Here is a 12,723-nt window from a genome sequence, read left to right as displayed (position 1 = left end):
CAGTGAGCGGCCGGCAAGGTCAGAAAGATTCCAAAACGATCCGAATGCGGCGACGCCTCCTCTCATGAACGATGCTGAGCGCGGCTACGTCGGCGCTGACTGGCAAGACGTTCGTGTTCGCGTTTAGCGTCGTACGGATCCCACACCTCATCCTCCGGCTGTTCGGCGAATCGAGCTTGCAACTCGCTGGCCGTCCATCCAACCAAACGCGCGAGGCGAAGTCGCTCGGTTTGGTCCGGATGCCAGCGCCAAGTCGATCGCAGGAAGTTCCACTTGATCGTTCCCGCCATCGAGCGGACATGAGGCGGCATAAGGATCATGCAGTCGAGATCGCGACATCTCCGCTCAAACTCGTTGAACGGCTCAAAGAAGAAGTCGAGGTAGTCCGACATATCGCTGTCGATAAACAGCTGCTTCAAGTCATGGGCTTCCTCGTCGCCTAGCTCGCCTCTTGCGAGACCGATTAGACGGTTGTGATAAGTGGTGAACACCGAGCCAACGGCCGACATCGAAGTCGCCACCTCCTCATCGGGAACCCGCCCTCCAACTTCTCCTTCGGTCGAGCCATAGAGGTTGCTATTGATTAGCTCCGCAAAATCACGAAGTGCCGCATCCATCCTTGTCAGATAGGTCGGCGCAAGCGCGCTCAGCGCCTGTCGGTCGGCGATCCGCTGGGATTCAAAGGCGATCTCCGAGGCGCGGGCCTGCTGTCGCCCCTGCTCAAGTAACTGGCGTTGCTGCAATCGAAACGCGAGGCCAACCCATACAAGGGACAACGGCACCAATGCCCCCGACAAGTAGGATCCCCACTTATCGAATTCGGTGAGCGCCGTGCTTGGTAGCAGCCAGCACAGAACGTGCGCCGAGTTGTTGCTGCAAATGCCGAGATTAACGACGAGTGGCGCGCCCAAGACGATCGCGATGTATACAAGGGACACAATCCCTGCCCAACTCGTCAAACTGCGAGAAGGCTCAGGCGCTTCTTGGGCGTCGCTAGTAGGTTGATGCAATTGAAAGACCATTTGTGGGGAGACTAATTCGTTCGTCGCTGATCGCAGCATTGTCTAACTGGGGACTCATCGCAAGCGGAATGAACGGCAGCTATCGGCATCATCAATCTCGCCGCCGACCGGCGATAACTCAAGCGCGTTGCCGATCGTCCGCTTCGATCAGCCTGGGCGGCAGCCTCCATCGATACGGGGAAGTTCGTCCGCGCGAACCGGAACGACCGAATCTGGTCGACAGCCGCCGAATAGCAGACGGTCGGCTTCTGAGGCTCGGGAATCGGGCGCCGAATGGCGGCAAAGGGTCGACGATAGGCTATCCGCTTTCTACTGGTTCCAGCCATCCGCGATAATGAACTAGCCGCCCGATCAAGGGCAATGCGATGGGCACATCGAAATGGAAACGTCCGTTTTCCGACCATTCCCGGGCGGTCGAGCGCGGAGCAAGCCATCCTGGCAAGGGCATGGATCCGATCCACCATCGCTGCATGACCATGCTTAATCCCTGAGTGTCGCTGGGAAGATCGAAGGCGAAGCGGAACGGTCCGAACCGCTCTACAAGCCAGCGACCGCGTTGGCTGAGATGGCTCTGAAAGCGCCGCCCTCCAAAATCGCGCATCCAGCTTTCGCGGCCATCCACTTCACGAAAATGAACATGCAGGCAATGAGTACCGGGTTTGGGAAAGCCCACGATCCGCGCGATCAATGCCGCCACCGGGTTCGCTGCACCGGTCACCATGGCTTCTCCCGCTGCGCCGCCATCGCGGAACACATCATGAATGGCGCGCACCTCCGGTGGGAGTTGTCCGAAACGATCACCCATAATACGTTCATACAAGGTCGGCGGAGCAGACAATTCCGTCGTATCATGATGGATGGCCAGCTGTCCGAAGGCATCGGTATAATCGATAAGCGTCAGCGCCTCTCCGGCATCGCGGGCGCCTGGGGCTTCCTGTCCTGACAGGATGCGCGCTACGATGGGCACCACGGACAAGGTCGGTATTTCCGGACCATCACCCCGGTCGGCGATCAGCGTCCATCGGCGCTCGACCTTTTGGCCAACCACGTCACCGAACAGGCGCACGATCATGGCGGAGCGATCGCTGCCCAGCGAACGGGTCAGGGACTGGAGAGGGTGAAGGAAGCGCGCGAGCGGCGCGAGAGTGAGGACGAGCCGCCAACGCACCAACCAGCTGGCGAGCCAGAGCGCCCAATTCTGGAATCGGAGTTCTGTACCCGCCCGGAAGCTGACGGCCGGGCGTCCCGCCAACCTTTCGGGCAGAAGGGCGAGGTCGGGCACATCGACAAGGGCAACCTCGCGACCTGTGATTGCTTCCGTCCCTGCACACTGGAACATGGCGGAACGCATCTCTTGCCATCCGAAGGCCTTCGCCCAACGCTGACCGCGCCAGATGTGCATGGGCTGGCCGACCTGTCCCACTATGGCAGCAGATACCGCCGGACCTGCCGTCGCCTTGTTGGATGCGCTGATCGCCATCTCGACCGCGCGTACCCTGTCCATGCCCCGCGCCAGATGCCGCACCGCCGCACCCGAGAGCGCCGGCACGCTGGAGGCACCGGAGAGGAGGGTGACGCCTGCGGCTCTGGCATCGTCGTCCAGCATCCGGATTCCGCAAACAAAGTCGCGGCTGTCGGCGATATCGGCATAATGAATCCCCGCCGCGATGCAGGCTTTGGGAATGCTGTGGTCCATCGCCTGAAACGGACCTGAGGCGTCCACCACCATGTCTGGCTCGTGCGCTTCCAGTGCGGCGGCGATTTCGGTGCGATCCAGCGCCAGCGGGATCAAGCCGAACGCGTCCCCGCAAAAGCTGCTGGCCTTATCGATGGACCGGCCAGCGACCAGCACCTCATGCCCTGCGGAGGCGAGACGGCGTGCGATGCGCCCACCAAAACCGCCATAGCCGCCAAGGAGTAATATCCGGCTCACAGGATGCGGCGGGCCTGTTCCGGCGTCGGTAGCCAGCAGGATGATCGCTTGCCGAACAACCGATAACGATGGCGGGCAATCCAGCGGTAGACGGGATCGCGCAGCCAGCGCGGCACGATGCGGAATGCCGCCAGCCAGTTCCAGGGACGGTCCAGCCCCGCCCATATGCGCAGCACAGCGTCGCCGTCCCGCAAGGCCCGACCATCTTCCACCACAATCAACGTTTCCGGATTAGTCGGATCGATCCCGAACCGGCGGTAGAGTGCGGCACCGACATCACCCTGCATGCCCGCCAGCCGAAAGCCGCCAGCGCTTTCGTGCCGCAGCACGAAGGCGGCGTTGGCGGAGCAGAGGACGCACATTGCGTCGAAGACGATGATCGGGCCGTCGCTGTCATTCGGCGTTTCTATCATGCCGCCTCCGCCATGGGCATGCCGACCGCCAGATCGCCATCCAGCCCCAGCCGCGGCAACGGATTCCCAACCAGCCCGCTGACCATCGCCGCCTGTATGGTGGTGGCGGGCCAAAGCTTGGACAGGGGTCCGACCAAGCGGTCGCGGATCAACGGCAGCAGACGGCTGTTCGACTGATAGACTGGTGTAAACAGCGCAGTGAGCCATTGATAGGTCAGCACATGGCGGCGGCGCAGTCTGATGGCATGCCGCACCCCTTCGTCGACACTATCCTCCGCCGCAAGAGCCTTGGCCAACGCCCACGCGTCTAGCAACGCCATGTTGGCGCCCTGTCCCAGCTGGGGGCTGGCGGAATGCCAGGCATCGCCGATATGGATCAGGGCCGGTTCCGCTGGAGCCGCAAGGGTTCGATGGGCGTAGCGGGCGAAGGTCAGTTGGTCTGGATCGTGGATCTGATCGAGCAGCTGCATGCAGTCGGGCCAGAGCGCGGCAACCTGCGCTTTCCACGGCGCCAGCCCGGCCTTGCGCCAGTCGTCCAGCCGATCTGCACGCAGCGACCAGAAGAAGGCAGCCTTGGGCATCGTTGCGCCGGGCGGAGTTCCGATGGGCAGGACTCCCGCCATGATGCTGGCGCGGTCGTAACGCTGCGCGAGCGCATGGGGATCAAATGCAGCGTCCTGCGGCCAGTCGAGGCTCGCCCACAGCGCGCCATACGCCAACTCCCGGCCGGTGGGCGGCGCCAGCGGTGTGCGCGTGCCCAGCGCATCGATTACAAGATCATAGGGATCGCTCGTCTCACCATCAGCAAAGCGCAGGGTACGTTTCGCCCCGACTGAGGCGCTGCCGGTCAGGGTCCGCCCGGTATGGACCATAATGCCTGATTGCAGGACGGCGTCGTGCAGAATCGCAAACAGGCTGGCGCGGTGGATTCCAATGCCGAACATACCCCGGTCGCGCAGGGCGGTATAATGAACGTCGAGCACCACCCGCTTGCCCGCCTTGCCGAACAATCGATCGACGCGCGCGCCCCGCGCCAGCGCCGCATCCAGCAATCCCAATTTGGAAAGAACCGCCATTCCTGTGGGCTGGAGCATCAAGCCGGACCCGATGGGTCGAGGCGTGTCGAAGCGTTCGAACAGCGTGACATGATGTCCGGTACGGTGAAGCAACAGCGCCGCTGCCAGTCCGCATGGCCCGCAGCCCGCGATCGCAATATCCAGCCCCCGCATAGCGGCTGTCTAGCTGAGGATACCGTCCTATCCAATAGGATTGCCGCAACCTTTTAAAATCGGCATCCTAACCCGATGCTGCACTGAAGTGTGTCATGAATGAAGTCTGCTTGTGGAGACGTCGATCGGGGCCGCAAATGGCGACAAAGGGTCGCCCTCATCCTGTCGACTAACAAATAGGACGAATGTCATCTGCTATCACCAAGATGCCCGAAACCAGGCGAGCGCCTTTTCCTGCTTGCGCTGGGCCACTTTGAATCCCTCCAGCGCTATGGGCGCCGCCTCTTCGGCGGCGTCCAGATATTTCGCCCACCACGCCATCATCTTGCGCCGATGCGATAGATAGCGCGCCGCATTATAGACGCCCCTGACGCCGCGCGGCATGTGCGCCAATTGCATCTCGATCCAGTCGGGCATGAAATGCCCCGACTCATTGAGCACAGTACTCGCCAACGACCGAAATCCATGAACCGTCGCCTTGCCGCGCAGGCCCATGCGATACATGACGTCGAGCATCCGGTTCTCGCTGATCGTGTCCGATCGGGAGCCAGCGACCGGGAAGAGATATTTACCCAGCCGCTCATTGCCCGCCTTGCCATAGGGGTTGATGTCCCTGATCCTGCGCAGCAGATCGATGGCCTGCGGCGGCAGCGGCACCAGATGCTCGGAACGCATCTTCATGCGCTCGGGCGGTATCCGCCAGAGCGGTTCGTCACTCCCCAGCCCTTCGAATTCGCTCCACTGGGCAAAGCGCGTCTCTTGGGTGCGCACCATGGTGAGGATCGTCCATCGCAGCGCAAGATGGCTGAGTTCGGAACCCGCGTCCGCATTGAGGCGCGCATAAAATTCAGGGAGATCCTTGATCTCGATCTTAGCCCGGTGCCGGACCGGTGACGGCTTGATCATGGCGGCCGACAGGTCGCGGCACGGATCGGTCTCGCACCGCCCATCGGGAATGCCGTAACGGAAAATCTCGCTGCAATGATTTTTGATGCGATGCGCCATCTCATAGGAACCCCGCGCCTCGATGACCCGCAAGGCTTCGAGCATCGTGCGCGGCAGGATGGAGCGGATCGGCTTGTCACCGATGATGGGGAGAACGTCATTCTCCAGCCTTCCCTCGATCAGCCGGGCATAGCGCGGCGACCAGGCCGGCCGTCGGGCCTCGATCCATTCGCGCGCGAGCATTGCAAAAGTCACCTTGTCGGCGACGGCCTGGAACTTGGCCTCTTTCTTGTGCGCGATGGGATCGGTGCCTGCCGCCAGCAGGGCTTTCATCTCCTCGCGCCACACCCGCGCACGATGCAGACTGACGGCAGGGTATTCGCCGCCGTCGATGGTCTTCTGCTTACCATCGAAGCGATAGGCGAGACGCCAGCGCTTTCTTCCAAAGGGCACGACGAAGATATGAAGCCCGCCGCCGTCGGATTTCTTGATCGGCTTATCCAGGGCGACGAGGGTGTTGAGCAATTGATCGGTCAGCATGAACGGCACTCCGGTTCAGCTGTTCCGGGTTCGATCCTGCGTGACCGCTTTTTCCGTCTTCGATTCCTGTTTTTACCAACAGGCTGACCAACAAATCGCATGAGACTGCCCGATCGGAATGGCTCCTGTGTGGGACAGAATATACGAAACAAGTCTCTGAAAACAGGCCATTTTTTTGGAACCCCTTGAGACCTTGTTGGTCATAATGGGCCAAAATCGTGGCTGGGGCGGCAGGATTCGAACCTGCGCATGGCGGTACCAAAAACCGCTGCCTTACCGCTTGGCTACGCCCCAGCATCGGCCGGACAATGCCGGCGCGGACCGCCATATAGCGCCTGCCGCGCGAAAGGAAAGCCTAGTCATTATTTTCCGGAACCGCCAATATGCACGCCGCCCTGTCCTCTCAGCCTGGAACCGACCGGCATGCCCGCTCCCCCTTCTTCCTCCCCCGCCCCGACGTCCCAGATCGCACCCGCTTCGCCGCTGTTCCTGCGCGAGGACGAGATCCGGCGCGGCATAGAGATGCTCTATTTCGGCTATTCCGCGCTGACCCGCTCGATCGACGAGGGGCTCGCCGCGCAGGGGCTGGGCCGGGCGCATCATCGCGCGCTCTATTTCATCTCGCGCCAGCCTGACCTCACCGTCAAGGACCTGCTGCGCCTGCTGGCGATCACCAAGCAGTCGCTCGGCCGCGTGCTCAACGACCTGATCGAGCAGGGCTATATCGAAACTCGCCAGGGCGCGAATGACCGGCGGCAGAAATTGCTGCGGCTCAGCGCTGCCGGCATGGCGCTGGAGGCAGAGCTGTTCCGCGCTTTGCGGGAAAAGATGGCGGCGGCCTATGCCCAGGCGGGACAAGGCTCCGTCACCGGATTCTGGCGGGTGCTGGAGGGGCTGATCCCGGATCAGGACAGGTCCATGGTGTTCGGTTTGCGCGGCCGGTGAAGGATCGTTACGCAACCTTATCGCCGCCGGGGCGCTTATCAGGTCTTTGTTGAAGGCAAGATAAGGGTGAACCATGCGCACATCATTCCTGGCCGCCATGTCGGCACTGACCGTCCTTGGCCTCTCGGCCTGCTCGGAAAAAGCGGCCGATAATCTGGAAAATGCCGGCTCCGCGATCGGCAATGACGTCAGCAACACGATGGACCAGGCCGGCGCCAGGATCGACCGGGGCCTCGACAGGGCGGACAATGCCATAAACGAAGGGTCCGATCGCGTCGGCGCGGCCATGGACAATGCGTCGCGCGACGCCGAACGCGAAGCGCGCGAAGCAAAGCGCGACGTCGGCGCCGCCATGGAACGCGCGGGCAACGACATGCGCAAGGACTGACGGCCGGGCAAGGCCCCGTGGGCAGAACAGGGCGCCACGGTCCTCCATTTCGCAGGCGGCCCTTGACCTGAGCGCTCATCCGCAGCACCAGCGGCATCATGCATGGCGCCGCGACCGACCCCTCGCCTCCCCACCGGCTGATGATCGGGCGCCCGGAACTGGCGCTGATCGGCATCACGCTGCTGTGGGGCGGCACCTTCCTGATCGTGCATCAGGCCATGCGGCACAGCGGACCGCTGTTCTTCGTCGGGCTGCGCTTCGGCACCGCGGCGCTGATGGCCCTGCCCTTCGCCCTGCCCGTCCTGCGCGGCGTCACGCGGCGCGAATGGCTGGCCGGAACGATGATCGGCTCGGGCATTTTCTGCGGCTACACGCTCCAGACCTGGGGTTTGCAGACAATCCCCAGCAGCACTTCCGCCTTCATCACGGCGGCCTATGTGCCGCTGGTCCCGATATTGCAATGGGCCATCCTGCGCCGGCGGCCGCGCCTGGCAAGCTGGATCGGCGTCGCTCTGGCCTTTGTCGGGCTGCTGCTGATCGCCGCGCCGGCCGAAGGTCTGTCGCTCGGCCGGGGCGAGGCGCTGACGCTGGTCAGCACGATCGCCATTGCGCTGGAGATCATCTTCATCAGCCTGTGGGCCGGCCGCGTCGACGTGGCGCGCGTCACCTTCATCCAATTGGCGGTGACGTCCCTGCTGGCCTTCGCCTGCATGGTGCCAGCGGGAGAGGCTGCTCCGCCCTTTTCCTGGATCGTCACGCTGTCGGCTTGCGGCCTGGGGCTGATGACGGCGCTGATCCAGCTCGTGATGAACTGGGCGCAATGCAGCGTGTCGGCGACGCGGGCGACGCTGATCTATGCCGGGGAGCCGGTCTGGGCCGGCCTCATCGGCTGGATCGCCGGCGAACGCCTGCCCGGCAGCGCCCTGCTGGGCGGCGTGCTGGTGGTCGCGGCCGTGATCATCAGTGAAATACGCTTCGGACGGCGTTAGCGGCGGAAAACTGGCGCGCGCTTTTCGAAGAAGGCCGCGAACGCCTCCTGCGCCTCGGCGGACTGAAGCGTCTCGCGGAAAAGACGCGCCTCTTCCTCGATCCGCTGGTTCAGCGCCGTCAGGTCGCCCTTCATCAGCCGGCGCGTCGCGGCCAGCGCCTGGGGCGGCTTGGCCATCAGCATCGCCGCTTTCCGCCGGGCGTGGTCCAGCAGCGCGTCGCCCGGCACGATCGCGGTGACAAGGCCCGCCTGATCGGCGGCCTGCGCGTCCAGTGGTTCCCCCAGCAGAAGCATGGCGGCCGCCTTGGCATAGCCCAGCGCTGCCGGCGCCAGCAGGCTCGACCCCGCCTCCGGCACGATCCCCAGATTGACGAAGGGCATGACGAAGCGCGCATCGGGCGCCGCATAGACCAGGTCGCAATGGAACAGCATGGTCGTCCCCACGCCCACGGCAAGCCCCTGGACCGCCGCGACGATCGGCTTTTCGAAATTGGCGATGGCGCGGATGAAGGCAAAGGCCGCCTCGCCGCCCTGCGGGCCGGCCATGAAATCCTTCAGGTCATTGCCCGCGCAGAAGGCGTCGCCCTTTCCCGCGAACAGCACGGCGCCGATTTCGGTCCGGGCGGCCGCGTCCGCCAGCGCAGCGGTCATCGCACGGTACATGTCTGCGGTCAGCGCATTCTTCTTGTCGGGCCGGTCGATATGGATCTCGATAATGCCCTGATTTTCCAGGATGCCTATCCCCTCGCTCACGACCGGAATCTCCTTGCTGTTCCTGCGCCCGTTTCCGCGCGCCCTGGTCCGCCGCGACTGTTGGCTGATCGGCGCAGGCGCGTCTATCCTTTTCCGATCATCCTGCCTAAAGGCGACCCAATGCAACGCCTGCGCGAGATTCTGGACCCTTTCCTGCTGCTGCTGATCGGTACGGTGGCGCTTGCATCGCTGCTGCCCGCGCGCGGAAGCGCCGCTGCTGTGGCCGGCGCCGCTGCGGACGCCGGCATCGTCCTGCTCTTCTTCCTGCATGGCGCAAAGCTGTCGCGCGACGCGATCTGGGACGGTACCCGGGCCTGGAAACTGCATCTGGCGACGCTGGGCACGACCTTCGCGGTCTTTCCCCTGATCGGGCTTGCGACCGGACAGGCGACGGCAATCCCACCTTCGATGCGTGCGGGCTTGCTGTTCCTGACGTTGCTGCCCTCGACCGTCCAATCCTCGATCGCCTTCACCGCCATTGCGCGGGGCAATGTCGCGGCGGCGGTGGTCAGCGCATCCTTCTCCAACCTGCTGGGTATCGTGCTGACGCCCGCGCTCGTCGCGCTGACGATGGAAGAAAGCGGGACCGGCAACCTGATCTCGCTCTCCTCGATCGAGGATATCCTGCTGCAACTGCTGCTGCCCTTCATCGTCGGGCACCTTTCGCGACCATGGATCGGCGGCTTCATCAGCCGGCACAGGGCAATGATGGGTCGGGTGGATCGCGGGTCGATCCTGCTGGTGGTCTATGCCGCCTTCAGCGCGGCGGTGGTGGAAGGATTGTGGCAGAAAGTGTCGCGCGGCGAATTGCTGTTGCTGGCGGCGATCTGCATCGCCATGCTGGCCACCGTCCTGCTCTTCACTCATTTGCTGGGGCGGCTGCTCGGCCTGTCGCGGGAGGATGCGATCGTGCTGCAATTCTGCGGATCGAAGAAAAGCCTGGCGACGGGCGTCCCCATTGCCGGCGTGCTGTTCCCCGCCAGCGCGGTGGGACCGATCCTGCTGCCGCTCATGCTCTTCCATCAGATCCAGCTGATGGCCTGTGCGGTGCTGGCGCGCCGCTACGGCGCGGCGGCAGACGCCAGGGCGCATCTGGCTGCGGCGACGTGACGCGATGGACCAGCCGATCCTGACGCCCATCACCATGAATGCCTTTCTCGGTCAGATCGACGCGCTGGTCCGGGCCATGACAGCGTCGCAATGGCGACCCGATCATCTGGTGGGCATGGGCCGTGGCGGCCTCGTTCCCGCCACCTATCTCAGCCATGCCACTGGAATCGCCATGCTGTCCGTCGATCTCTCGGCCAAGCTGCCCGACTTCGGCGATGCGCTGCTCGCCAGACTGGCGGAGCGCGCCGCAGCCGGCGAAAGGCTGCTGTTCGTCGACGACATCAACGACAGCGGACGGACGATCAACGCCGTGCGCCATGCCCTGGCCGCCGCTCCGGCGGGATCGGCGCGCTTTGCCGTCCTGATGGACAATATCCGGTCCGCGGCGAGCGTGGACTATTGCGCGGACAGGATCGACCGCAGCGTCACGAAGGACTGGTTCGTATTCCCGTGGGAAGCCGTGGCCAACCGCGACAGCATATTGGCCGACTGGAGCGACGTGCCGGAAAGGACCGCATAGGACGCGTCCTCCCGCCATTGCCGTGGGCAGGCGATTATTGTACATGTGTAAAACGTGTCAGCTTGGGTGGGGCTAAGATAGTGAAATATGGCATGGAGGCGTGTTCCGACGCGGCATGGGCGCTGCATGCCATCCATTCCCGATGCGCGGAACGGACCCGTCGGCATTTCTTCTCCCGCATACCTTATGCGGGGGATGAGCGGTGGCCGCTTTCGCCCTATGCCGGGCCGTGGCTCACTTTCGACAAATATCCCGCGCAGCCAGGCGTGACGCGGCTGCAGCGCGCAGCGGCCGCGGGATGAAGCCGGCATGACCAGGGCCTATGACGCGGTCATCATCGGCGGCGGCCATAACGGTCTGGTCTGCGCCTTCTATCTGGCGCGCGCCGGGTACCGGGTGCGGATAGTCGAACGGCGCGCCATTGTCGGCGGCGCCGCCGTGACGGAGGAATTCCACCCCGGCTTTCGCAATTCCGTGGCCAGCTACACGGTCAGCCTGCTCCACCCCCGGGTCATCCGCGACATGGCGCTGGCCGAACATGGCTATCGCGTGCTCGAACGGCCGATCAGCAACTTCTTCCCCCAGCCGGACGGCCGCTATCTGAAGCTGGGCGGCGGGCTGGAACGGACGCAGGCGGAGTTCGCGAAGTTCAGCAGCAGGGATGCCGCCACCCTCCCCGCTTATTATGACGCGCTGGAGGTCGTCGCCGACCTGTTGCGCGACATGACGCTGCGCACACCTCCCAATGCAGGCGACGGGCTGGCGATGATCGCCGCCGCGCTCCGGCAGGGCCGGCGGATCGGCGGACTGACGCTGGAACAGCAGCGGGACGTGCTGGAACTGTTCACCCGCTCGGCGCGCGGCTTCCTCGACGGCTGGTTCGAGAGCGAGGCGGTGAAGGCCGCCTTCGGCTTCGACGCTGTGGTGGGCAACTACGCCTCGCCCGATGCGCCGGGCAGCGCCTATGTGCTGCTGCACCATGTCTTCGGGGAGGTGAACGGGAAGAAGGGCGCCTGGGGCCACAGCGTCGGCGGCATGGGCACGATCACCCGCATCATGGCCCAGGTCGTGCGCGACCTGGGGGTGGAGATCAGCCTGGAGGCGCCGGTCGCGTCCGTGCTGGTCGACGGCGCGCGCGCCGTGGGCGTCCGGCTGGAAAGCGGCGAGGAAGTGATGGGCCGGGCGATCATCGCCAATGTCGGCCCCAAACTGCTCTATGAGCGGCTGATGGACCCGGCCGACCTGCCGCAGGATTTCCTGAAGCGTATCCGCGGGTTCAAGGCGGCATCGGGCACCTTCCGCATGAATGTCGCGCTGTCGTCCCTGCCCGACTTCACCTGCCTGCCCGGCGTGGGCGAACATCACCAGTCGGGCATCACCATCGCGCCGACGCTCGACTATATGGACCGCGCTTATATGGACGCGAAGCGCGAGGGCTGGTCGCGCCAGCCGATCGTCGAGATGCTGATCCCCTCGACCGTGGACGAAAGCCTCGCCCCGCCCGGATGCCATGTGGCCAGCCTCTTCTGCCAGCAATTCGCGCCGGTCCTGCCCGACGGCCGCAGCTGGGATGAGGAACGAGAGGCGGCGGCGGATCACATCATCGCGACGGTCGACGCGCATGCGCCCGGCTTCGCCCGATCGGTGATCGCGCGGGACATCCTCTCCCCGCTCGACCTGGAACGGAAATTCGGCCTGGTCGGCGGCGACATCATGCATGGCAACATGACCCTGGACCAGCTCTGGGCGGCTCGCCCGGTCCTGGGCCACGGCGCCTATCGCGGACCATTGAAGGGCCTCTACATGTGCGGCGCGGGCACGCATCCGGGCGGTGGGGTGACCGGCGCGCCGGGGCATAATGCGGCGCGGGAGGTGTTGAAGGACGGCACGCTGCTCGGCCGCTGGCTCGGCCGGGGCTGACCGCGCGGGGGAAGGAA

13 protein-coding genes and 1 tRNA gene are annotated in these 12,723 nt (G+C 64.3%); 7 read left to right on the top strand and 7 right to left on the bottom strand.

From position 1 onward, the window contains the following. Nucleotides 1–62 precede the first annotated feature (62 nt). From ACN9MX_RS01330 to ACN9MX_RS01305, 6 genes are all read right to left on the bottom strand, one after another. Nucleotides 63–938 (bottom strand): hypothetical protein, encoded by an 876-nt coding sequence (locus ACN9MX_RS01330; RefSeq protein ID WP_363827382.1) that lies wholly within the window; start codon nucleotides 936–938, stop codon nucleotides 63–65. Nucleotides 939–1,320: 382 nt separating this feature from the next. Beyond that, nucleotides 1,321–2,955: a precorrin-6A/cobalt-precorrin-6A reductase gene (locus ACN9MX_RS01325; protein WP_363827384.1), complete on the bottom strand. Its 1,635-nt coding sequence runs from the start codon at nucleotides 2,953–2,955 to the stop codon at nucleotides 1,321–1,323. Further along, nucleotides 2,952–3,368 carry a thiol-disulfide oxidoreductase DCC family protein gene (locus tag ACN9MX_RS01320; protein ID WP_363827386.1) on the bottom strand — a complete coding sequence of 139 codons (417 nt, stop codon included), beginning with the start codon at nucleotides 3,366–3,368 and terminating at the stop codon, nucleotides 2,952–2,954. The genes ACN9MX_RS01325 and ACN9MX_RS01320 overlap by 4 nt, the downstream gene beginning before the upstream one ends. Then, nucleotides 3,365–4,597, bottom strand: a complete 1,233-nt coding sequence (locus tag ACN9MX_RS01315) for an FAD-dependent oxidoreductase (protein WP_363753382.1) — start codon at nucleotides 4,595–4,597, stop codon at nucleotides 3,365–3,367. The genes ACN9MX_RS01320 and ACN9MX_RS01315 overlap by 4 nt, the downstream gene beginning before the upstream one ends. 198 nt (nucleotides 4,598–4,795) lie before the next feature. Beyond that, nucleotides 4,796–6,082, bottom strand: coding sequence for a tyrosine-type recombinase/integrase (locus ACN9MX_RS01310; protein ID WP_363827389.1), 1,287 nt, complete (start codon nucleotides 6,080–6,082; stop codon nucleotides 4,796–4,798). 219 nt (nucleotides 6,083–6,301) lie between these two features. Beyond that, nucleotides 6,302–6,376: transfer RNA gene (locus ACN9MX_RS01305), tRNA-Gln, on the bottom strand. A 129-nt stretch (nucleotides 6,377–6,505) separates the two neighbouring features. On the opposite strand from ACN9MX_RS01305, the gene ACN9MX_RS01300 reads away from it, so the two are divergent. From ACN9MX_RS01300 to ACN9MX_RS01290, 3 genes are all read left to right on the top strand, one after another. Next, nucleotides 6,506–7,027 (top strand): MarR family winged helix-turn-helix transcriptional regulator, encoded by a 522-nt coding sequence (locus ACN9MX_RS01300; protein ID WP_133654621.1) that lies wholly within the window; start codon nucleotides 6,506–6,508, stop codon nucleotides 7,025–7,027. A gap of 73 nt (nucleotides 7,028–7,100) precedes the next feature. Continuing rightward, nucleotides 7,101–7,415 (top strand): hypothetical protein, encoded by a 315-nt coding sequence (locus tag ACN9MX_RS01295; RefSeq protein ID WP_133654620.1) that lies wholly within the window; start codon nucleotides 7,101–7,103, stop codon nucleotides 7,413–7,415. A 95-nt stretch (nucleotides 7,416–7,510) separates the two neighbouring features. Next, nucleotides 7,511–8,404 carry a DMT family transporter gene (locus tag ACN9MX_RS01290; RefSeq protein WP_363827941.1) on the top strand — a complete coding sequence of 298 codons (894 nt, stop codon included), beginning with the start codon at nucleotides 7,511–7,513 and terminating at the stop codon, nucleotides 8,402–8,404. Here ACN9MX_RS01290 and ACN9MX_RS01285 read toward each other — a convergent pair. Further along, nucleotides 8,401–9,156, bottom strand: a complete 756-nt coding sequence (locus ACN9MX_RS01285; protein WP_363827819.1) for an enoyl-CoA hydratase-related protein — start codon at nucleotides 9,154–9,156, stop codon at nucleotides 8,401–8,403. The genes ACN9MX_RS01290 and ACN9MX_RS01285 overlap by 4 nt on opposite strands. A gap of 120 nt (nucleotides 9,157–9,276) precedes the next feature. Here ACN9MX_RS01285 and ACN9MX_RS01280 point away from each other — a divergent pair, with 120 nt between their 5' ends. The 4 genes from ACN9MX_RS01280 (at nucleotide 9,277) to ACN9MX_RS01265 (ending at nucleotide 12,706) form a co-directional block, all read left to right on the top strand. Continuing rightward, complete coding sequence (locus ACN9MX_RS01280) at nucleotides 9,277–10,266, top strand: bile acid:sodium symporter family protein (protein ID WP_363827816.1); 990 nt, start codon at nucleotides 9,277–9,279, stop codon at nucleotides 10,264–10,266. A gap of 4 nt (nucleotides 10,267–10,270) precedes the next feature. Further along, nucleotides 10,271–10,786: a phosphoribosyltransferase gene (locus tag ACN9MX_RS01275; RefSeq protein ID WP_363827813.1), complete on the top strand. Its 516-nt coding sequence runs from the start codon at nucleotides 10,271–10,273 to the stop codon at nucleotides 10,784–10,786. Nucleotides 10,787–10,878: 92 nt separating this feature from the next. After that, nucleotides 10,879–11,088, top strand: coding sequence for a hypothetical protein (locus ACN9MX_RS01270; protein ID WP_363827810.1), 210 nt, complete (start codon nucleotides 10,879–10,881; stop codon nucleotides 11,086–11,088). Nucleotides 11,089–11,095: 7 nt separating this feature from the next. After that, the gene (locus tag ACN9MX_RS01265) at nucleotides 11,096–12,706 is read left to right on the top strand and encodes a phytoene desaturase family protein (protein WP_363827806.1); all 1,611 of its coding nucleotides are present in this window, start codon (nucleotides 11,096–11,098) and stop codon (nucleotides 12,704–12,706) included. The last annotated feature ends 17 nt before the right edge of the window (nucleotides 12,707–12,723 follow it).

It is taken from the genome of Sphingobium sp. R-21 (assembly GCF_049913335.1).
In the GTDB taxonomy this organism is placed as follows: domain Bacteria; phylum Pseudomonadota; class Alphaproteobacteria; order Sphingomonadales; family Sphingomonadaceae; genus Sphingobium.
Note: the sequence above shows the minus strand (reverse complement) of the source record. Positions and strands in the feature narration are given on the sequence as shown.

Coding starts and splice junctions, on each gene's coding strand:
- ACN9MX_RS01300 (WP_133654621.1), top strand. CDS start 6,506: ATGCCCGCTCCCCCTTCTTCCTCCCCCGCCCCGACGTCCCAGATCGCA.
- ACN9MX_RS01265 (WP_363827806.1), top strand. CDS start 11,096: ATGACCAGGGCCTATGACGCGGTCATCATCGGCGGCGGCCATAACGGT.
- ACN9MX_RS01270 (WP_363827810.1), top strand. CDS start 10,879: ATGGAGGCGTGTTCCGACGCGGCATGGGCGCTGCATGCCATCCATTCC.
- ACN9MX_RS01320 (WP_363827386.1), bottom strand. CDS start 3,368: ATGATAGAAACGCCGAATGACAGCGACGGCCCGATCATCGTCTTCGAC.
- ACN9MX_RS01310 (WP_363827389.1), bottom strand. CDS start 6,082: ATGCTGACCGATCAATTGCTCAACACCCTCGTCGCCCTGGATAAGCCG.
- ACN9MX_RS01275 (WP_363827813.1), top strand. CDS start 10,271: ATGGACCAGCCGATCCTGACGCCCATCACCATGAATGCCTTTCTCGGT.
- ACN9MX_RS01280 (WP_363827816.1), top strand. CDS start 9,277: ATGCAACGCCTGCGCGAGATTCTGGACCCTTTCCTGCTGCTGCTGATC.
- ACN9MX_RS01315 (WP_363753382.1), bottom strand. CDS start 4,597: ATGCGGGGGCTGGATATTGCGATCGCGGGCTGCGGGCCATGCGGACTG.
- ACN9MX_RS01295 (WP_133654620.1), top strand. CDS start 7,101: ATGCGCACATCATTCCTGGCCGCCATGTCGGCACTGACCGTCCTTGGC.